Here is an 18763-nt window from a genome sequence, read left to right as displayed (position 1 = left end):
CCGGCCTTTCTTGTTCCTCAGCGGAGGCTGAAGTTGACGGGCACCTGCAATTCCACGGGATTGCCCGGCACTTCCTCCGGCGGTGGAGGCAGCGGCGATGCCCGCTCGATCATCTCGCCCACCGCGCTGTCCAGATCGTCGAAGCCGGTGCTGCGGACGATGCGCCAGCCCAGGACCTCACCCTGGCGATCCATCCGGAAGCTGAGGATGGCGGTTCCTTCCTGCCGTCGGATGCGGGCGCCGTTGGGATAGCGCTTGGCCCGCACCAGGGCCGCATTGAGCCGGCTGATGTAGCTCGGCGGCGGCGCGGCCAGCCGCCCGGGCTGGGCCGGCGCGGCCGCCTGGGCCGCCGAAGCGGCCGGCCGCGGCGCCGGATCGGGACGCGGCGTGGCTTCAGCCGGAGCAGGACGCGCCACCGGGCGCGGCGGAACCGTCCGTGGCGGTGGCTGCACCGGCCGTGGCGGCGGCGGGGGGGCCGGCGGCGGCGGCGGCGGCACCTCGGTCTCCAGAAGGGGAGCCGTTTCCGGCTCTACCGCCTGGGCCAGTTCGGGCGGCGCCGGCGCCGGCTCAGGAGGCACTTCGGCGAGAACCGGATCGGGCGGCTGCACAGGGGCAATATCAGGCGGGGCTTCGGGAGCCAGTTCGGGCGGGGCTTCGGCCGCCACGGGCGGCGGTTCCGCTGGCACGGTCTCGGGCGCCACGGCCTGAACCGGTTCGGCCGCATCGCTCGCCGTCGACTCGCCGTCTGTCGGCGCCGTCGGCATGCTCGTCATCTCCAGCGGCACCACCACGGCCGATGGCGGCGGCTCGGCCGGCAGGCCGACCAGCAGAAAGGCGGCCGCGCCGCCATGCAGCAGCACGGAGACGCCCCAGCCCAGAGTCCGCATCCGCGGCAGGCTCTGCCCCATCGAAGCAGCGGCAGACATCAGCGGGCCTGCACCGCCGGGCCCGGTTCGGCTTCCGCGATCAGCGAGACCCGGCTGATGCCGGCCTGGGTCACCAGCCCCATCACGCGCAGCACGTCTCCATAGGGAGCGGAACGGTCGCCGCGCACATAGACCGGCGCCTCAGGGTCCTCCTGGTGCAGGTCTCGCAGGCGTCCGGCCAGTTCGCCCCGCGCGATCTCGTCCTGCCGCAGAAACACGCGGCCATCGGCCGCCACGGTCAGCACGGTCGGTGGCCGCTGCGCAGCCGCACGCGGAGCGGCGGTTTTCGGCAGCTCCACGGGAACGCCCACCACCATCATCGGTGCGGCCACCATGAAGACGATCAACAACACCAGCATGACGTCCACCAGCGGCGTGACGTTCATGTCGGCCATGGGGAGCGGGCTGTCGTCCTCGCCACCCCCCACACCCATGCCGGAGAAAGCCATGGCCGCCTACTCCGCCGCGCTGGCGCGGTGATGGCCCAACTGCGGCGGGCGGCGCGACAGGTTGGCCGCCAGATCGCCGGCGGCCGCCTGCCCTTCCTGGCGCAGCCGGTTCAAGCGCACCAGGAGCCGGTTGTAAGCCATCACCGCCGGAATGGCGGCCACCAGGCCGATGGCGGTCGCGAACAAGGCTTCGGCGATGCCGGGGGCGACCACGGCCAGCGACGTGTCATTGCTTTGCGCGATGCCAGCGAAGCTGTTCATGATGCCCCAGACCGTGCCGAACAGGCCGATGAACGGCGCCACGGCTCCGGTGGTCGCCAGGAACGGCAGACCCGGCTCAACCCGGCGCAGCTCGCCCGCCAGGACATGGCGCATGGCATGCTCCATGCGGTGCCGGTACTCGAACCGGCTTTCGCCGCCTTCGCGGCCATCGTGCCATTCGCGGGTCCCGGCCTGGAGAACATGCGCGGACAGGCCATCCCCCTGCGGAACGGTCGACGGTGCCGCGCCCGGAAGGGAGGCGGCGACCAGCACGCGGATTTCGCGCCCAAGCCGCGACAGCAGCAGGGATTTCTCGATAATGATGGCCCAGCACACCAGCGACGCCAGGGCCAGGGCGATCATCACTGCCTTGACCACCCAGTCGGCCTGCAGGAACAGGCCCAGCATCGAGAGATCAGCGTGCGGCGGCACCAGCGCATTGGTGACGGAGGGCATCGCGGCAGCGCCGGCGGCAGTTTCGGTCGGGTTCATCGCGATGTCCTCACTTCTCGAACGGCACACCTTCGACCCGGGAGCCGAGGGTGATGCGGGACAGGCAACCCGCCCGCGCCTCGGCGCTGGCGCCGCAGGCCAGCAGGTCGTTGAGCAGGACCGTGCCGATGCCGTCGCAATTCTGTCCGTTCAGGTCGAAGATGCGCGCCATGGTCTTTTCGGCCGGCAAAGGTCCGACATCGAGCGCGAGGCGGCGCGACACCACGCCGTCCTTGCCGAACACCAGGAGGTCGAGCCGCAGTGGGTCCACCGCCTCCTCGCCAGGATTGCGCAGCACCAGCCACACGCGGCAGCCTTCCTGCCGCGCTTCCAGGCGGTTCAGTTCCAGCCCGATCGGGGTTGCCGTCTGCGCCCGCGCGAACGGTGCCAGCAATAGCAGCCCCGTAGCTGTGGCCGTGGCGAGGAGGATCTGGCGAACCAGCATGGTGGCTTCCTTCGCAGTTGCGGAGCATATGGCGCCATTGCGACGCGCTTGCAATGCGAATGATTCGCAAAATACCGCGACAGGAAGTCACATCGAGCGAAGCATCGGCAGGCCGGCAAGCGATGCGCGCGATGTGAGGGGAAGAACTGGTGCCGACGCCCGGGATTGAACCGGGGACCTACTGATTACGAATCAGTTGCTCTACCGCTGAGCTACGTCGGCGCCTGCGCCGCGCTATCTAACGGCCCCGGATGCCCAGGGCAACGCCTCTCGGGAGCGAAGAGCCAAGAAAACGCACCGCGCCGGCTCCTTTCGCCCGCGAGGCCGATCGTCAGTGGACCAGCACCGGCAGCATTTCATGCTGCAGGATCGCCGCCGTCGCCAAGCCGGTATCCGGCGCCGCGCCGATCTGCGTTCCATCCGCGGCATGGATGGCCACCACGGCCTGCCCATCCACGATGATCGGGCGGATATAGGCGATCTGGTCGGCTCCAAACCGGGCCCAGTCCGCGGCGGTCAACTGGCGCAACGCGTCAGAAGCGGCGAACGGGCGGGTTGCATTCTCCTTGATCATGAACTGATCTCCTTTCTGTCCCCTGTTTCAGGCGGACGTATCCCGGACAAACGCGGGCCAAATTCAGGATTCGCGCTCGGACCCTTTGCGGTCCCCGAGCAAGCCATTGCTCATCAACGACCGGCTGGGCTGGTTGCCGCGCGTGCCGATCTGGATGGCCTTGACCCGAACCTCGGGCTGCGGGCGCTTCAGGTCGATGTGCAGCAGGCCGTTATCGAGCCACGCCCCCTCCACCTCGATACCCTCCGCCAGAACAAAGGCACGCTGGAACTGCCTGGCGGCGATACCCCTGTGAAGGAATATACGCCCTTCGACCTCCTCGCGTTGCTTTCCGCGAACAACGAGCTGGTTGTCTTCCTGCGTGATCTGCAGGTCGTCCATGCTGAAGCCCGCCACGGCAAGGGTGATCCGCAGGCGGCTCTCGCCGGTTTGCTCGATGTTGTAGGGAGGATAGCCGTCCGAATTCTTGGCAACCCGGTCGAGCATTTGCTCGAGGTGGTCGAAGCCCAGAAACAGCGGAGAGCCGAAAAGCGACGAGCGGGACATGGCCGGTAACCCCTCAAGGTTGAGCGAGTCGGTGCCGGAGGCCCGAGGCACCTCCGACGCTTCCAGATGTGATATTTCCGGCGCGCGATGCAAGGGGCTGCCTTGGCTCAGCTGCGTGGCGCATGCCGGTTGAAGCGAACGAGGGCGGCGGCTAGAGCAGGCATCCCATGCCAGATTCCGACCTGTTGCCGATCCTTTTCGTTCCCGCCCCCCAGCTGCGTGCCAAGGCGCGGCCCGTGGGCCCCGCCGACATGGACGCGGTACGCGCCCTGGCGCCGCGCATGCTCGCCACGATGTACAAGGCTCCCGGCATCGGCCTCGCTGCCCCGCAGATCGGATCGCTGCTGCGTCTGGTGGTGATCGACCTGCAGCCCGACGAGGTGCCCTCGCCGCTGGTCATGGTAAATCCCGAGATCGTGGCCGCCAGCGCCGAGCACGCGGTGCGCGAGGAGGGATGCCTGTCGCTGCCCAACCAGTACGCGGATGTGGAGCGGCCGGCCGAGGTCAAGGTCCGCTGGCTTGACCTCGAGGGCCGGCGCCAGGAAATGTCGGCGGACGGCCTGCTCGCCACCTGCATCCAGCACGAGATCGACCACCTCAACGGCGTGCTGTTCGTGGATCATCTGTCGGCGCTGAAGCGCAACATGCTGCTGCGCAAGCTGGCCAAGGAACTCAAGCAACAGGCGCGCGACAAGGAATGACGCCGCTGCGCCTCGCTTTCATGGGCAGCCCGGACTTCGCGGTGCCGGCACTGGAGGCTTTGCACGCCGCCGGGCACGAGATCGCCGCCGTGTACACCCAGCCACCTCGCCCCGCCGGCCGTGGGCAGCGCGAAACCCCCTGCCCCGTCCATCGCAAGGCTCTGGCGCTGGGCCTGCCCACGCGGCATCCCGTCCGGCTGCGGCGCGATGCCGCCGAGCATGAAGCCTTCGCCGCCCTGGCGCTGGATGCCGCCGTGGTCGCCGCCTACGGCCTGATCCTGCCAGCGGCGATGCTGGAGGCGCCGCGTCGCGGCTGCCTGAACATCCACGCCTCGCTGCTGCCGCGCTGGCGTGGCGCGGCCCCGATCCAGGCGGCGATCCTGGCGGGAGATCGGGAAACCGGGATCACCATCATGCAGATGGATGAGGGGCTGGATACCGGAGCGATGCTGCTGTCCGGGCGGGTGCCGATCCGGGACACGGACAACACCCAGGTGGTGCATGACGCCCTGGCGGCCCTGGGCAGCGAGCTGATCCTGCGCACCCTGGCAGAACCGCCGCCGCCGGTGCCGCAACCCGAGGAAGGTGCCACCTATGCGCCCAAGCTCAGCAAGGCCGACGGGCAGCTGAACTGGACCGAGGACGCCGCGGGGCTGGCGCGGCGGGTACGGGCCCTGAACCCGCGGCCGGGCACGTTCTTCCGGCATGACGGGCAGCCGGTCCGCGTCCTGGACGCCGTGGCGGAGGACTGCCCGACGATAGCGCCGCCGGGCCAGGTGCTGGATGACGCGCCGCGCATCGCCTGCGGCCATGGCAGGCTACGCCTGCGGCGCCTGCAACGGGCCGGTCGCGCCGCGCAGGATGCGGAAGCCTTTCTGCGCGGCTACAGCCTGCCGCCCGGCACCCTTCTGGCCTGACCGGTGCCGCGCTACGCCCTTCTGGTGGAATATGACGGCGCGCCGTTCGTGGGCTGGCAACGCCAAGCCAGCGGCCTGTCGGTGCAGCAGGTGCTGGAAGACGCCGGCGCGTCGCTGAATGGTGGCGTTCCGGCGCCCACCATGGCATCCGGCCGCACCGATGCTGGCGTGCATGCCGAAGGTCAGGTGGTGCAGATCGACATCGCGCTCGGCCTGTCACCGGAGCGGCTACGCGATGCGCTGAATTTCCACGGTCGGCCTCACCCCGTCAGCGTGGTCAAGGCGGCCCATGCGCCGGCGGGGTGGTCGGCGCGCTTCTCCTGCACCGGCCGGGGCTATCGCTATCGCATCCTGAACCGCCGCGCCCGGCCGGCGCTGCAGGCTGGGCGGGTGTGGCACGTGCAGGGTCCGCTGGATGCCGAAGTGATGCACCGCGCCGCCCAGCATCTGCTGGGACGGCACGATTTCTCCGCCTTCCGGGCCGCGGCCTGCCAGGCAAAGGACGCGCTGCGCACCCTGGACCGGCTGGATGTGGAGCGGCAGGACGACGAGATCCTGGTGCGGACCGAGGCGCGTTCCTTCCTGCACCACCAGGTTCGCAACATGGTGGGAACGCTGGTGCAGGTCGGCCTGGGGCGCCGCCCGGTGGAATGGCCGCGCCAGCTGCTGGATGGCCGTGACCGCACTCTGGCCGGGCAGAATGCGCCGGCCGAGGGGCTGACATTTCTGTTCGCCCGCTACCCTGAGGGGCTGGACTGGCGCTGACAACGAAAGGTGGCGGAGGGGATGGGATTCGAACCCACGAAAGGGATTATCTCCCTTTAACGGTTTAGCAAACCGCCGCCTTCGGCCACTCGGCCACCCCTCCGCAGGGTTTGAAGTTGCACGGCGTATGCTTGAGCGGCTTCTAGCGGGCGGCCAGGCCGTCGTCAAATGGCCATGGGACGGGGAGCGCAAAAAACACCCCCCGCCCTGCGGGCTTTTCTATCCCAGCTTCTTTTTCAGCAACTCGTTGACCAGGGCCGGGTTTCCCTTGCCCTGCATCGCCTTCATGGTCTGGCCGACAAAGAAGCCGAACAACTTGTCCTTGCCGGCGCGGTATTCCGCGACTTTGCCGGCATTGGCGTCCATCACCTGGTCGATCACCGCCTCGATGGCGCCGGTGTCGGTGACCTGCTTCAGGCCACGTTCCTCGACGATGGCGGCGGGCGGCTTGCCGGTTTCGAACATCGCCTCCAGCACCTCCTTGGCCAGCTTGCCGGACAAGGTGTTGTCGGCGATCAGGTCCAGCAATGCGCCCAGATCCGCCGCGCTGACCGGCGATTCGCCGATGCCTTCGCCATGCCGGTTGAGCCCGGCGAAGAAGTCGCCGGTGACCCAGTTGGCCGCCATCTTCGGATCGCGGCCGGACGCCACCGCCTCGTAGAAGGCCGCGGTTTCCTTTTCCAGCGTCAGCACGTGGGCGTCGTACGGCGTCAGCCCGTATTCGCCGACGTAGCGGGCGCGGCGCTCGTCCGGCAGTTCCGGCAGCGCGGCCTTGAGTTGATCGACCCAGTCCTGCTGCAGCACCAGCGGCGGCAGATCGGGATCAGGGAAGTACCGGTAGTCATGCGCGTCCTCCTTGGAGCGCATGGAGCGGGTGACGCCGCGGCCGGTGTCGAACAGCCGGGTTTCCTGCACCACCTCACCGCCTTCCTCCCAGACGGCGATCTGGCGGCGCGCCTCAGCCTCCACCGCCTGCATGACGAAGCGGATGGAGTTGACGTTCTTGACCTCGCAGCGGGTGCGGAACGCTTCACCAGGCTTGCGAACGGACACGTTGACGTCCGCCCGCAGCGAGCCCTGCTCCATGTTGCCGTCGCAAGTGCCGAGATAGCGCAGGATCTGCCGCAGCTTGGTCAGGTAGGCGCCCGCCTCCTCCGGCGAGCGCATGTCGGGCTCCGACACGATCTCCATCAGCGCCACGCCCGAGCGGTTCAGATCGATGTAGGACTTGCTCGGATGCTGGTCGTGCAGCGACTTGCCGGCGTCCTGCTCCAGGTGCAGGCGGGTGATGCCGATCATTTTGGTGCTGCCATCCGACAGCTCGACCTGGATCTCGCCCCGGCCGATCACCGGAAACTGGTACTGGCTGATCTGGTAGCCCTGCGGCAGGTCGGCGTAGAAGTAGTTCTTGCGGTCGAAGCGCGACCACAGATTGACCTGCGCCTTCAGCCCGAGGCCGGTGCGCACGGCCTGCGCCACGCACTCGCCGTTGATCACCGGCAGCATGCCGGGGAAGCCGGCATCGACGAAGGACACCTGCGAGTTCGGCTCGGCGCCGAACTCGGTCGCGGCGCCGCTGAACAGCTTGGCTTCCGACATGACCTGGGCATGCACCTCCAGCCCGATCACCACTTCCCAGGCGCCGCTCGCGCCCTCGATCGTGTAGCTCATGCCGCGGCCCTCAGCGCCGGAAGGGCGGAAAAGCCGGCATTGCGCTCGATGGCGCGGCCGACGGCGAACACCGTTTCCTCATCGAAGCGGCGGCCGAGAATCTGCAGCCCGAGTGGCAGGCCCTTGGCATCCTGGCCGGCCGGAACGGACATGCCCGGCAGGCCCGCCAGATTGGCGGTGATGGTGAAGACGTCGTTCAGGTACATGGCCACAGGATCGTCCTGCTTCTCGTCACGGCCGAAGGCGGCGGTCGGTGTGGTGGGTGCGAGGATGGCGTCCACCTGATCCCAGGCGCGGTCGAAATCCTGGCGGATCAGCGCCCGCACCTGCTGCGCCTTGACGTAGTAGGCGTCGTAATAGCCGGCGCTGAGCACATAGGTGCCGATCAGGATGCGGCGCTTCACCTCCTCGCCGAATCCGGCGGCGCGGGTGCGCTCATACAGGTCCTTCAGGTCCTCGCCATCCTTCCGCAGGCCGAAGCGAACGCCATCGTAGCGCGCCAGGTTGGAGGAAGCCTCGGCCGGCGCCACGATGTAGTAGGTCGGCAGCGCGTAGCGCGTATGCGGCAGGCTGATCTCCGCCAGCGTGGCGCCTTCCGCCTGCAGCCAGGCCATGCCCTGCTCCCACAGCGCGGCGATCTCGGCCGGCAGGGCGTCCAGCCGGTATTCGCGTGGAATGCCGATGCGCAAGCCTTTGACGCCACGTTCGCAGGCGGCGGCGAAATCCGGCACCGCGAGGTCGGCGCTAGTGGAATCGCGGGGATCAAAGCCGGCCATGGAGTTCAGCAGAATGGCGCAGTCCTCGACCGTGCGCGCCACCGGTCCCGCCTGGTCCAGCGAGGAAGCGTAGGCGATGATGCCGAAGCGCGAGCAGCGGCCATAGGTCGGCTTGATGCCGGCCACGCCGCAGAAGGCCGCCGGCTGGCGGATTGAGCCGCCCGTATCCGTCGCCGTGGCACCCAGCGCCAGCCGCGCCGCCACCGCCGCCGCCGAGCCGCCGGAGGAGCCGCCTGGCACCAGCACGGTGTTCTCTTCGCCCTGCCGCTTCCAGGGATTCTCCACCGGCCCGAAGGCGGAAGAGGTGTTGGAGGACCCCATGGCGAACTCGTCCAGATTCGCCTTGCCCAGGAACACGGCGCCGTCGCGCAGCAGCTGGGACGTCACCGTGCTCTCATACGGCGGCACGAAATCGCCCAGGATCCTGCTGGCCGCCGTGGTGCGCGTGCCGGCCGTGCAGAACAGGTCCTTCACCGCCAGCGGCAGGCCGGTCAGCGGCCCGGCATCACCGCGCGCCAGCGCCGCGTCGGCGGCTCCGGCCTGCGCCAGCGCTTGGTCCGGCGTCACGGTGATGAAGGCGTTGAGCCGCGGGTTGAGCGCGGCGATCGCGTCCAGGTGGGCGCGCGTCAGCTCAACGGCGCTGAGCTCGCGCCGCGCGAGGGCGGCGCGGGCGCCAGCCAGGGTCAGGTCGGTGGCTGCGGTCATGCCGATCACTCCACCACCTTGGGCACGGCGAAGAAGGCACCGGCGCGGTCGGGGGCGTTGGCCAGCACGTCGTCCTGGATGCCGCCATCGGTGACGCGGTCCTCGCGCAGGCGCAGCGCCTCGGCGCCGCCACCGGCCACCGGCTCGACGCCCGTCGTATCAACGGCCTGCAACTGCTCGATCCAGCCCAGGATCCCGTTCAGTTCGGATTCGAGGCGTGGCAGGTCCCTCTCCTCGACCCTGAGGCGGGCCAGTGAGGCGACGCGCCGGACTGTGGCGGTGTCGAGCGACATTCTTTTTCTTCCGGAAGTGACAAGGTCGGGTTTGCGCGCAAACGGGGCCGGACCATAAACACCGCCATGCCCGTCATCAACCTGACCGAGCTTCGCGCCGCCCTGCCCCGAGGTCAAAGGCTGATCGGGCTCGACCCCGGCAGGAAAACCATCGGCATCGCGCTGACGGACGTGATGCTGATGCTGGCAAGTCCCTATCAGGGCCTGCCGCGCGGCAAGCTCGCGGCCAATGCCGCAACGGTCGCCGCCATCGCCCGCAAGGAAGGCGCCGGCGGCCTCGTGGTCGGCCTTCCGCTCGGGCTGGACGGCTCCTTCGGGCCGGCGGCACAGGCGGCCAAGGACTGGGCCATCGCCATGTCCGAAGCCACGGAACTGCCGGCGGCGCTGTGGGATGAACGGCTGTCCTCCTCGGCGGTGAACCGCATGCTGGTCGAGGAGGCCGACATGACCCGCGCCCGCCGCGCCAAGGTCGTGGATGCCGCGGCCGCGGCCTACATGCTGCAGGCGGCGCTGGATGCCACCGCGGGCTGAGCTATCGCCCTCTTCCGGCACCGGACGCACGCCGTTATGGTCCCCCACCTTCTAGCCGGACTGGTGCTCGATGCTGCCCTTCCCTCACCGGCACCTCCTCGCCCTGCAAGGTTTGGAGCCGCCTTACATCGCCGACCTCCTGGACCTCGCTGAGTCCTATGCCCTGCTGAATCGCAGCGGCAAGACGCAGCGTGACCTGCTCAAGGGCCGCACGCTGATCAACCTGTTCTTCGAGGACAGCACCCGGACCCGCACCTCCTTCGAGCTCGCGGGAAAGCGGCTGGGCGCCGACGTGATCAACATGTCGGTCTCCACCAGCAGCGTGAACAAGGGCGAAACGCTGCTCGACACCGCCTCCACCCTCAATGCCATGCATTGCGACCTGCTGGTGGTGCGGCATGCGCAATCCGGCGCGCCGGCCCTGCTGAGCCAGAAGGTGGATGCCGCCGTGATCAATGCCGGCGACGGCACGCATGAGCATCCGACCCAGGCGCTGCTCGACGCACTGACGATCCGCCGCCGTAAGGGGCAGCTGGAGAACCTGACCGTGGCCATCTGCGGCGACGTGCTGCACAGCCGCGTGGCACGTTCCAACATCCATCTGCTCTCGGCCATGAACTGCCGCGTACGGGTGGTCGGCCCGCCGACCCTGATCCCGGCCGAGGCCGGCCGCATGGGCGTCGAAGTGTTCCACGACATGAGGGCCGGTCTGCGCGATGCCGACGTGGTGATGATGCTGCGCCTGCAAAAGGAACGCATGGCGGGTGGCCTTGTGCCCTCCGCGCGTGAGTTCTTCCGCTTCTACGGCCTGGATGCCGCCAAGCTGGCGGTCGCCAAGCCGGATGCCATCGTGATGCATCCGGGCCCGATGAACCGCGGCGTGGAGATCGACAGCGCGGTTGCCGACGACACGGAGCGCAGCGTGATCGGCGAGCAGGTGGAGATGGGCGTCGCCGTCCGGATGGCCGTGCTCGACACGCTGGCCCGGAACCTGCGCCGGAGCGCCCGGCTGTGAGCCCCCCGATGACTGCCATGCCCGACACGCTGTTCATCAATGCGCGCCTGATCGACCCGGCCTCCGGGATGGATGCGCCTGCAAGCCTTCTGGTTCGGAATGGCACCATCGCCGAGCACGGCACCGGCCTCGGCGTTCCAGAGGGCGCGGAGGTGGTGGATTGCGCCGGCGCGGTGCTGGCGCCCGGCTTGGTGGACATGCGGGCGGCGCTCGGGGAGCCCGGCGCGGAATACCGTGAAACGATCGAATCGGCCGCCGCTGCCGCGGCCGCCGGCGGCATCACCACGCTGTGCGCCCTGCCGGACACGCAGCCCGTGCTGGACGATCCGGCCCTGGTTCAATTCGTGCTGCGCCGCGGAGAAGCCACCGGCAGCCTCACCATCCTGCCCTATGGCGCGGCCACCAAGGGCTGCCAGGGCAAGGAGATCGCCGAATTCGGCCTGCTGCGGGAAGCCGGTGCGGTGGCTTTCAGCGACGGCACCCACGCCATCGCCAGCGCCCGCACCATGCGGCTGGCCTTGTCCTACGCGCGGGCTTTCGGCAGCTTCATCGTCCAGCATCCGGAAGAGCCGGCCCTGGCTGCCGGCGGCGCTGCCACCGAGGGCGAGCTGGCGACCCGGCTCGGCCTGCCTGGGATCACCCCCGCCGCAGAAGCCATCATGGTGGCGCGCGACATCGCCCTGGTCCGCATCACCGGTGGCCACGTGCATTTCGCCCATGTCTCGACCGGCGCGGCGCTGGCGCTGATCCGCGCAGCCAAGCAGGAAGGGCTGGCGGTCAGCTGCGACACCGCGCCACCCTATTTCGATCTCAACGAGACGGCGATCGGTGATTTCCGCACCTATGCCAAGCTGTCGCCGCCCTTGCGGCGGGAGGAGGACCGCCAAGCCGTGGTGGCCGCGCTGGCGGACGGCACCATCGACGCCATCGCGTCCGACCACCAGCCCGCCGATCCGGATGACAAGCGCCTGCCCTTCGCCCTGGCCTCGGCCGGTGGCACTGGCCTCGCGACCCTGCTGGGGATCACCCTGGCGCGGGTGCATGGCGGCGACCTGACCATGCTGCAGGCGCTTGCCCTGCTGGCCTCCCGCCCGGCCGCCCTACTGGGGCTGGAGGCCGGGACGCTGGGCCGCGGAAAGGCGGCGGATCTGCTGCTCCTGGACCCGGAGCGGGCCTGGAAGGTCGAAGCCGGGCGCCTGCCGGGCAAGGCGCAGAACTCTCCTTTCGACGGCCGGGCCCTGGAAGGGCGGGTGATCGGCACCTGGAAAGCCGGGCGGCGCGTGTTCGGATGAGCCTGCTGCTCGCCGCCCTCCTCGGATACCTGTCGGGTTCCGTTCCTTATGGCCTGCTGCTGAGCCGGATGGCCGGCCTTGGTGATATCCGCACGATCGGCAGCGGCAACATCGGCGCCACCAACGTGTTGCGCACCGGCAACAAGAAGGTGGCGGCCGCGACCTTGCTGCTGGATGCGCTGAAAGGCGTTGTGCCGGTTCTGCTGTTCGGCGTGATCTGGGGGCGCGAGGCGGGTCTGGTGGCCGGGGTGGCCGCCATGCTGGGCCATGTGTTTCCGATCTGGCTCGGCTTCCGCGGCGGCAAGGGGGTGGCCACGGGTGCCGGCGTGCTGCTGGCGGCGTCCTGGTGGCTGGGGCTGACCTGCGCGCTGATCTGGCTGGTGATGGCCAAGGTGACGCGGATCTCCTCCGCCTCGGCCCTGACCGCCTGCGGCGCCGCTCCGCTGATCGCCTGGCTGGCCGGCGACAGCCAGCTGGCGGTGTTTGCCCTGGCGCTGGCGCTGCTGATCGCCCTGCGGCACCATGCCAATATCCGCCGCCTCCTGGCCGGCACGGAACCCCGGATCGGCCGGAAGACATGACGCCGGCCGAGGCTCTGGCCCGGCTGCGCCTTGTGCGGACCGATGGCATCGGTCCCGTCACGCTGCGGCGCCTGCTGGAGCGCTACGGCAGCGCCGAAGCGGCGCTCGACTCCCTGCCCGCCCTGTCGGCCCGCCGCAGCACGCCCTTCACGCCGCCCCCGTCCGCCGCCATCCGCCATGAGCTGGACCAGGTCGCCGAGATGGGCGGCTGCTTCCTGTTCTGGGGCGAGGAGGATTATCCTCCGCTGCTGGCCCTGCTGGACGATCCGCCGGCTGCCGTCGCAGTGGTGGGAGATGCGTCCCTGCTGCAGCGGATGCAGGTAGCCGTGGTGGGGGCGCGCAACGCGTCCAGCCTTGGGCGCCGTCTGGCCGGGGATCTGGCGGCTGACCTCGCGCAGAACAACGTGGTGGTGACCTCCGGGCTGGCCCGGGGCATCGACGGTGCGGCGCATCTCGGTGCGCTGCGGGCCGGGCCGACCATCGCGGTGATCCCGGGCGGGCTGGATCGCGCTTATCCGCCCGAGCACGCGGAGCTGCAATCGGTGATCGCCGAGGCAGGCGCGGTGGTGGCGGAGGCGCCGCTCGGCACCGCGCCCATCGCCCGCCACTTCCCCCGCCGCAACCGCATCATTGCCGGGCTCAGCCTCGGCGTGGTGGTGATCGAGGCCGCGCACCAATCGGGCACGCTGATGACCGCCCGGCTGGCCCTGGAGGCTGGGCGGGAGGTCTACGCCGTGCCGGGCAGTCCCCTCGATCCGCGCTGCTCCGGCTCCAATGATCTGATCCGCCAGGGTGCCCACCTGACCGAACGCGTCGCGGACGTGCTGGACCACCTGCCGGCCGCACCCGGCGAAGCCAGGCCCTTCGCCCGACAGCCGGTGCGTTCCGTGGAGCCCGCAACCGCACCTGGAGTGACGGACGGAGACGCCGCCCACATCCTCGATCTGATCGGCGCATCGCCCGTCACGGTTGACGAGGTGATGCGACACTGCCACCTCTCTGCCGCTGCGGTGCAGGTTATTCTGCTGGACCTGGAACTCGAGGGGCGGATAGAGACGCTGCCCGGCAACCGCGTGATCCGCAGCGGCTTGCGATAAGTTCCCGCCCAGCGCCCCTGCTGCCGGCGGTCAGGAGAGAGCGCTCGATACCCGCCATGACCGACGTCGTCGTCGTCGAATCGCCGGCCAAGGCGAAGACCATCAACAAGTACCTCGGCGAGGACTTCACCGTTCTTGCCAGCTTCGGCCATGTCCGGGACCTGCCGGCCAAGGATGGCAGCGTCCGTCCGGACGAGGATTTCGCCATGGACTGGTCCTCCGAGGATCGGGGCGAGAAGCAGGTGGCCGCCATCGCCAAGGCGGTGAAGGGCGCGCGCAACCTGTACCTGGCCACCGACCCGGACCGCGAAGGCGAGGCGATCTCCTGGCACGTCCAGGAGATGCTGCGGCAGAAGGGGGCGCTGAAGGGCGTCCAGGTCCACCGCATCACCTTTAACGAGATCACCAAGCGGGCGGTGCAGCATGCGCTGGCGCATCCGCGCGATCTCGACACGCCGCTGATCGAGGCCTATCTGGCCCGCCGGGCGCTGGACTACCTGGTGGGGTTCACCCTGTCCCCGGTGCTGTGGCGCAAGCTGCCTGGCAGCCGTTCCGCCGGCCGTGTCCAGTCGGTGGCCCTGCGGTTGATCTGCGAGCGCGAGGCCGAGGTCGAGGCCTTCCGGCCGCGTGAATACTGGACGGTGGAAGGCCGCTTCCTGACGCTCGACCGGGCACCCTTCACGGCCCGGCTGACGCATCTCGACGGCAAGCGCCTGGACCAGTTCGACTTGCCGAACGAGGCCGGCGCGCTCCGGGCCAAGGCCGCGGTGGAAGCCGGCGAGTTCAGCATCAGCTCCATCGAGCGCAAGCGGGTCCGACGCAACCCGCCGCCACCCTTCACCACCTCGACCCTGCAGCAGGAAAGCTCCCGCAAGCTCGGTTTCGGCGCGCAGCAGACCATGCGGCTGGCGCAGCAGCTGTATGAGGGCGTCGACATCCGCGGCGAGACCGTGGGCCTCATCACCTATATGCGGACCGATGGCGTGCAGATGGCGCGGGAGGCCATCGGTGCCATCCGTGACCATGTGAAAGGCGCCTTCGGCGCCGACTACCTGCCGGCGGCGCCGCGCGAATATTCCTCCAAGGCCAAGAACGCCCAGGAGGCGCACGAGGCGGTGCGGCCGACCGATGTGACCCGGACGCCGGAGGACGTGGCGCGCTACCTGTCGCCGGAGCAGCGGCGCCTCTACGAGCTGGTCTGGAAGCGGGCCGTGGCCAGCCAGATGCAGTCGGCCGAGCTGGACCAGACGGCGGTGGAATTGTCGGAGCCTTCCGGCAAGACGCGGCTGCGGGCCACCGGCAGCATCATCGCCTTCGACGGCTTCCTGAAGCTGTACCGGGAGGATGTGGATGATGCCGCCGGCACGGACGACGAGGATTCGCGCGTCCTGCCGCCGATGCGCGAACAGGATCCCGCCAGGCTGAGCGCGGCCCAGGCCGACCAGCACTTCACCCAGCCGCCGCCCCGTTACTCGGAGGCGTCCCTGGTGAAGAAGATGGAGGAACTCGGCATCGGCCGGCCCTCCACCTATGCCTCAATCCTGCAGACGCTGCAGGACCGCGATTACGTGAAGCTGGAGAAGCGGCGCTTCACGCCCGAGGACCGGGGCCGGCTGGTCACCGCCTTTCTGGTCAATTTCTTCGAGCGCTACGTCGACACCGGCTTCACGGCATCGCTGGAAGAGCAGCTCGACGATATTTCGGGTGGGCGTGCCGATTGGCGGGCGGTGATGCATGCCTTCTGGAACGAGTTCAACACTGCGGTCGCCGCCACCAAGGACCTGACCATCAGCGCCGTGATCGACGCGCTGGACGAGGAACTTGGTCCGCATTTCTTTCCCCAGGCCACCGAGGGTGGGGACCCGCGCGCCTGCCCGGCCTGCGGCACGGGCCGGCTCGGGCTGCGCCTCGGCCGCAACGGTGCGTTCATCGGCTGCTCCAATTATCCGGAATGCCGCCATACCCGGCCCTTGTCCATGGCAGGCGAAGGCGAAGGCGAGGCTGCCCTGGCGGGGGGCATCAAGGAGCTGGGTCCCGATCCGGTCAGCGGCGCGCCCATCACGCTGCGTCGCGGACCCTACGGTCTCTACGTCCAGCTCGGCGAAGGTGGAACGGACGCCAAGGGAAAGGCCATCAAGCCGAAGCGGGCCAGCCTGGCCCGCGGCATGGACCCGGATTCCCTGACCCTCGAACGTGCCGTCGCGCTGCTGGCCCTGCCGCGGGTGGTCGGGCTGCATCCCGAAACGGGCGACGAGATCACGGCGGCCATCGGACGGTTCGGCCCTTATGTGAAAATGGGCAGCATCTTCAAATCGCTGGATCGCGACGATGATGTGTTGTCCATCGGCATCAACCGCGCCGTGGCGCTGCTGGCCGATGCCAAGGCCAAGGTCCGCTCCCTCGGCCCGCATCCCAAGGATAGCGAGCCAGTCGAGATCAAGCGCGGGCGCTTCGGACCCTATGCACAGCATGCCGGCATGGTGGCCAACCTGCCCCGAGGCACGCAGATGGAAGACGTGACGCTGGAGCAGGCCGTCCTGCTGCTGGCGGAGAAGGGCAAGAAGCTGGCCCCGGCCGGGGCGAAGAAGGGTGCCAAGAAGCCGGCTGCCCGCAAGGCGAAGGCCACAGAGCCCGCAGCCAGCGCCGCCACGGCCGCGGCCAAGCCGCCGGCGCGAAAGCCGGCCGCGAAAGCCAAGCCCAAGGCCACCGGAAGCCGGGCTCGTTCTGCCAAGGCCAAGGTGGGAGCTTGATTCATCGTGCGGCGACACTTGCAGTGTCGCGGCGCAGCCTTGTTGAACGATGAGCCGGAATCTGAGCCAGGCTGCGCCATTTCAGGCGTGACAGAACGGCACGGCTTCGCCACCCTGCTCGCAGATGTGGCGAATGATCGCGTACACTGATCTACCTTTCCGGATGTTTCATGGCGGCCCAGCGATGCCAGGCAGGGATTTGGATCCGGTTCAGGCCGCGCATCGTTCGCCAGGAAGCTGCATCGGAGTCTCCGCGATGCGAGGCCGTCCGATCTATCCGTGGCCCCGCTGACACAGGAATGAGCATCCGGCGCCGAGGCTGGCAGGGATCAAGAGGCCGGTTGTTGAGGAACACTGCCGCCGCGATCCTGTGCGGCATTCTTCTGGCGCCGCCCGTGATCGCGCAGGAGATGCGCCGCGCGGCGCCGCAGCGGGATCACTTCTATCCTCAGGATGTCCGCGACGTTCTGCGAACGGCTTATTCCGGCATGCTTGAGCGACAGCTGGACATCGCCAGCCCCGCCGAGCTGCTGCTCTGGGCTCTCCGGGGCCTGACGGCCCTGGACACTGCATTCACCATCCAGGTGGTTGGCGGAACCTTGCAGCTGGGACGCGGCAGCGTGGTGCTGCTCAGCCGCTCCCTTTCCGATCTGCCGGCCGCCGCGTCGGCGCAGCAGGACAATTTGACAATAGCGGACCTGATCGCCCGCTCCCTGGTCGAGTTCTATGTCGCCGCCTGGAACAGCTCCGCCGCCATTCAGGCCGGCGGCGCGGAGCGCCTGCTGCAATCCGGCTTCGAAGAGGTCTTCAACCATCTCGACCCCTACAGCCGCTACGTCCCCTCAGCGGAAGCGCAGCAATTGCGGCATCGGCGCAGCGGACAAACTCCTCTGGGTTTCAGAATGGCTGCCGGTGCCCGCAACACCATCGTCGTGGTATCGGTGTTCCCTGGCGGACCTGCCCAGCAGGCTGGGCTGCGAGAAGGCGACTCCGTTCTGGCGATCGACGGGCAAGCCGTCACCGCGGCGCGTATCGCCCTGGCCGCGGAATTGCTGGAAGGCTCCACCGAAGGAAACATCAAGCTGACAGTGCGGCGTGCCGGCCGTCGCCTCACCCTGTCCCTGTCCCGGCCCAATCAGCGGGGCTCTTCCCTCCTGGCCGAGCTGCACGAGAACATCCTCTGGCTCCGGCTGACGGTGTTCTCCACCGATACCGGCCTGAAGGTGGCGGAGGCGCTGGATCGCGCCTTCTCGGCAGGCGTACCGCCCACGGGAATCGTGCTGGACCTGCGCGGCAATCGCGGCGGACTTCTGCAACAGGCCATGAGCGTCTCCGATGCCTTCCTCAGTCGAGGCGTGATCGCACAGAGCCAGGGCCGCCATCCCGGCGCTCAGCGCATCTGGCACGCTGCAGGCGGCGACCTGGCGCGCGGCAGACCGGTGGTGGCGCTGGTGGATGGGCGAACGGCATCGGCTGCGGAGATCGTGGTCGCTGCGCTGTCCGATCAGGGCCGGGCCGTGGTGGTCGGCAGTTCCAGCCTGGGCAAGGGATTGATCCAGATCGTCCTGCCACTGCCCAATGATGCGGAGATGCTGATCTCCTGGGCGCGCGTGCTGGCGCCGCGCGGCTGGCCGGTGCAGGGCCTCGGCGTGCTTCCCGCGCTTTGTACCAGCCTCGGGCAGGAAACCCTGCAGAGGGATCTGCAGCAGATCGGCCAGGGCGTCGCACCCATGGCGGGTGCATTGGCGCGGTTGCGGAGCCTTCGCACGCCGGTACCCGCCAGCGAAGTCTTGGCACTGCGCGGAACCTGCCCCCCCGCGGAGGGACGCGAGCAGGATCTGGTGGTGGCGCGTTTCCTGCTCGATCATCCGGCGGCTTACGACGCGTTGCTGGCCCGCTGAACGGCCCGCCGGTACAGGTTTGCCTTGACTGAACGACTCATTCCATTAGTTTGCGGCCTCTCGCGTCGCACCCAG

19 protein-coding genes and 2 tRNA genes are annotated in these 18763 nt (G+C 69.0%); 10 read left to right on the top strand and 11 right to left on the bottom strand.

The window, feature by feature from the left end:
- Window positions 1-17: 17 nt before the first annotated feature.
- From D2K64_RS25915 to D2K64_RS07500, 7 genes are all read right to left on the bottom strand, one after another.
- A complete protein-coding gene (locus tag D2K64_RS25915) occupies window positions 18-926 on the bottom strand; it encodes a TonB family protein (RefSeq protein ID WP_157985755.1) in 909 nt (302 codons plus the stop codon).
- Window positions 926-1375, bottom strand: coding sequence for an ExbD/TolR family protein (locus D2K64_RS07525; protein ID WP_120007595.1), 450 nt, complete (start codon window positions 1373-1375; stop codon window positions 926-928). The genes D2K64_RS25915 and D2K64_RS07525 overlap by 1 nt, the downstream gene beginning before the upstream one ends.
- 6 nt (window positions 1376-1381) lie before the next feature.
- On the bottom strand, window positions 1382-2128 hold the full coding sequence (locus D2K64_RS07520; RefSeq protein ID WP_120007594.1) for a MotA/TolQ/ExbB proton channel family protein: 747 nt from the start codon (window positions 2126-2128) through the stop codon (window positions 1382-1384).
- A 10-nt stretch (window positions 2129-2138) separates the two neighbouring features.
- Window positions 2139-2573, bottom strand: a complete 435-nt coding sequence (locus tag D2K64_RS07515; protein ID WP_120007593.1) for a Tat pathway signal protein — start codon at window positions 2571-2573, stop codon at window positions 2139-2141.
- Window positions 2574-2720: 147 nt separating this feature from the next.
- Window positions 2721-2795: transfer RNA gene (locus D2K64_RS07510), tRNA-Thr, on the bottom strand.
- Between the two features lie 109 nt (window positions 2796-2904).
- Entirely contained in the window at window positions 2905-3147 is a 243-nt protein-coding gene (locus D2K64_RS07505) for a DUF1150 family protein (RefSeq protein WP_120007592.1), read from the bottom strand.
- Window positions 3148-3210: 63 nt separating this feature from the next.
- Window positions 3211-3693 carry an Hsp20 family protein gene (locus D2K64_RS07500; protein ID WP_120007591.1) on the bottom strand — a complete coding sequence of 161 codons (483 nt, stop codon included), beginning with the start codon at window positions 3691-3693 and terminating at the stop codon, window positions 3211-3213.
- Window positions 3694-3860: 167 nt separating this feature from the next.
- On the opposite strand from D2K64_RS07500, the gene def reads away from it, so the two are divergent.
- Genes def through truA form a run of 3 tightly spaced genes read left to right on the top strand, consistent with a single transcriptional unit; the run spans window position 3861 to window position 6076 of the window.
- Entirely contained in the window at window positions 3861-4394 is a 534-nt protein-coding gene (gene def / locus D2K64_RS07495) for a peptide deformylase (protein WP_120007590.1), read from the top strand.
- A gap of 5 nt (window positions 4395-4399) precedes the next feature.
- Window positions 4400-5311: a methionyl-tRNA formyltransferase gene (gene fmt, locus D2K64_RS07490; protein WP_120007672.1), complete on the top strand. Its 912-nt coding sequence runs from the start codon at window positions 4400-4402 to the stop codon at window positions 5309-5311.
- 3 nt (window positions 5312-5314) lie between these two features.
- The gene (truA, locus tag D2K64_RS07485) at window positions 5315-6076 is read left to right on the top strand and encodes a tRNA pseudouridine(38-40) synthase TruA (RefSeq protein ID WP_120007589.1); all 762 of its coding nucleotides are present in this window, start codon (window positions 5315-5317) and stop codon (window positions 6074-6076) included.
- A 10-nt stretch (window positions 6077-6086) separates the two neighbouring features.
- Here truA and D2K64_RS07480 read toward each other — a convergent pair.
- From D2K64_RS07480 to gatC, 4 genes are all read right to left on the bottom strand, one after another.
- A tRNA-Ser gene (locus D2K64_RS07480) sits at window positions 6087-6179 on the bottom strand.
- Between the two features lie 116 nt (window positions 6180-6295).
- Window positions 6296-7747: an Asp-tRNA(Asn)/Glu-tRNA(Gln) amidotransferase subunit GatB gene (gatB, locus tag D2K64_RS07475; RefSeq protein ID WP_120007588.1), complete on the bottom strand. Its 1452-nt coding sequence runs from the start codon at window positions 7745-7747 to the stop codon at window positions 6296-6298.
- Window positions 7744-9228 carry an Asp-tRNA(Asn)/Glu-tRNA(Gln) amidotransferase subunit GatA gene (gatA, locus tag D2K64_RS07470; RefSeq protein WP_120007587.1) on the bottom strand — a complete coding sequence of 495 codons (1485 nt, stop codon included), beginning with the start codon at window positions 9226-9228 and terminating at the stop codon, window positions 7744-7746. The genes gatB and gatA overlap by 4 nt, the downstream gene beginning before the upstream one ends.
- A 5-nt stretch (window positions 9229-9233) precedes the next feature.
- Window positions 9234-9521, bottom strand: a complete 288-nt coding sequence (gatC, locus tag D2K64_RS07465; RefSeq protein ID WP_120007586.1) for an Asp-tRNA(Asn)/Glu-tRNA(Gln) amidotransferase subunit GatC — start codon at window positions 9519-9521, stop codon at window positions 9234-9236.
- 66 nt (window positions 9522-9587) lie between these two features.
- On the opposite strand from gatC, the gene ruvX reads away from it, so the two are divergent.
- The 7 genes from ruvX to D2K64_RS07430 all read left to right on the top strand — a co-directional run bounded on the left by ruvX (window position 9588) and on the right by D2K64_RS07430 (window position 18688).
- Window positions 9588-10052 carry a Holliday junction resolvase RuvX gene (ruvX, locus tag D2K64_RS07460; protein WP_120007585.1) on the top strand — a complete coding sequence of 155 codons (465 nt, stop codon included), beginning with the start codon at window positions 9588-9590 and terminating at the stop codon, window positions 10050-10052.
- 70 nt (window positions 10053-10122) lie between these two features.
- The gene (locus D2K64_RS07455) at window positions 10123-11067 is read left to right on the top strand and encodes an aspartate carbamoyltransferase catalytic subunit (RefSeq protein WP_120007584.1); all 945 of its coding nucleotides are present in this window, start codon (window positions 10123-10125) and stop codon (window positions 11065-11067) included.
- 17 nt (window positions 11068-11084) lie between these two features.
- Window positions 11085-12359: a dihydroorotase gene (locus D2K64_RS07450; RefSeq protein ID WP_120007671.1), complete on the top strand. Its 1275-nt coding sequence runs from the start codon at window positions 11085-11087 to the stop codon at window positions 12357-12359.
- On the top strand, window positions 12356-12940 hold the full coding sequence (plsY, locus tag D2K64_RS07445; RefSeq protein WP_120007583.1) for a glycerol-3-phosphate 1-O-acyltransferase PlsY: 585 nt from the start codon (window positions 12356-12358) through the stop codon (window positions 12938-12940). Before D2K64_RS07450 ends, plsY begins: the two co-directional genes overlap by 4 nt.
- Entirely contained in the window at window positions 12937-14037 is a 1101-nt protein-coding gene (dprA, locus tag D2K64_RS07440; protein ID WP_120007582.1) for a DNA-processing protein DprA, read from the top strand. The genes plsY and dprA overlap by 4 nt, the downstream gene beginning before the upstream one ends.
- Window positions 14038-14093: 56 nt before the next feature.
- Window positions 14094-16787, top strand: a complete 2694-nt coding sequence (gene topA / locus D2K64_RS07435; RefSeq protein ID WP_120007581.1) for a type I DNA topoisomerase — start codon at window positions 14094-14096, stop codon at window positions 16785-16787.
- A gap of 344 nt (window positions 16788-17131) precedes the next feature.
- Entirely contained in the window at window positions 17132-18688 is a 1557-nt protein-coding gene (locus D2K64_RS07430) for a S41 family peptidase (protein ID WP_162306160.1), read from the top strand.
- The last annotated feature ends 75 nt before the right edge of the window (window positions 18689-18763 follow it).

This window comes from Teichococcus vastitatis (assembly GCF_003604215.1).
GTDB lineage: Bacteria > Pseudomonadota > Alphaproteobacteria > Acetobacterales > Acetobacteraceae > Pseudoroseomonas > Pseudoroseomonas vastitatis.
Note: the sequence above shows the minus strand (reverse complement) of the source record. Positions and strands in the feature narration are given on the sequence as shown.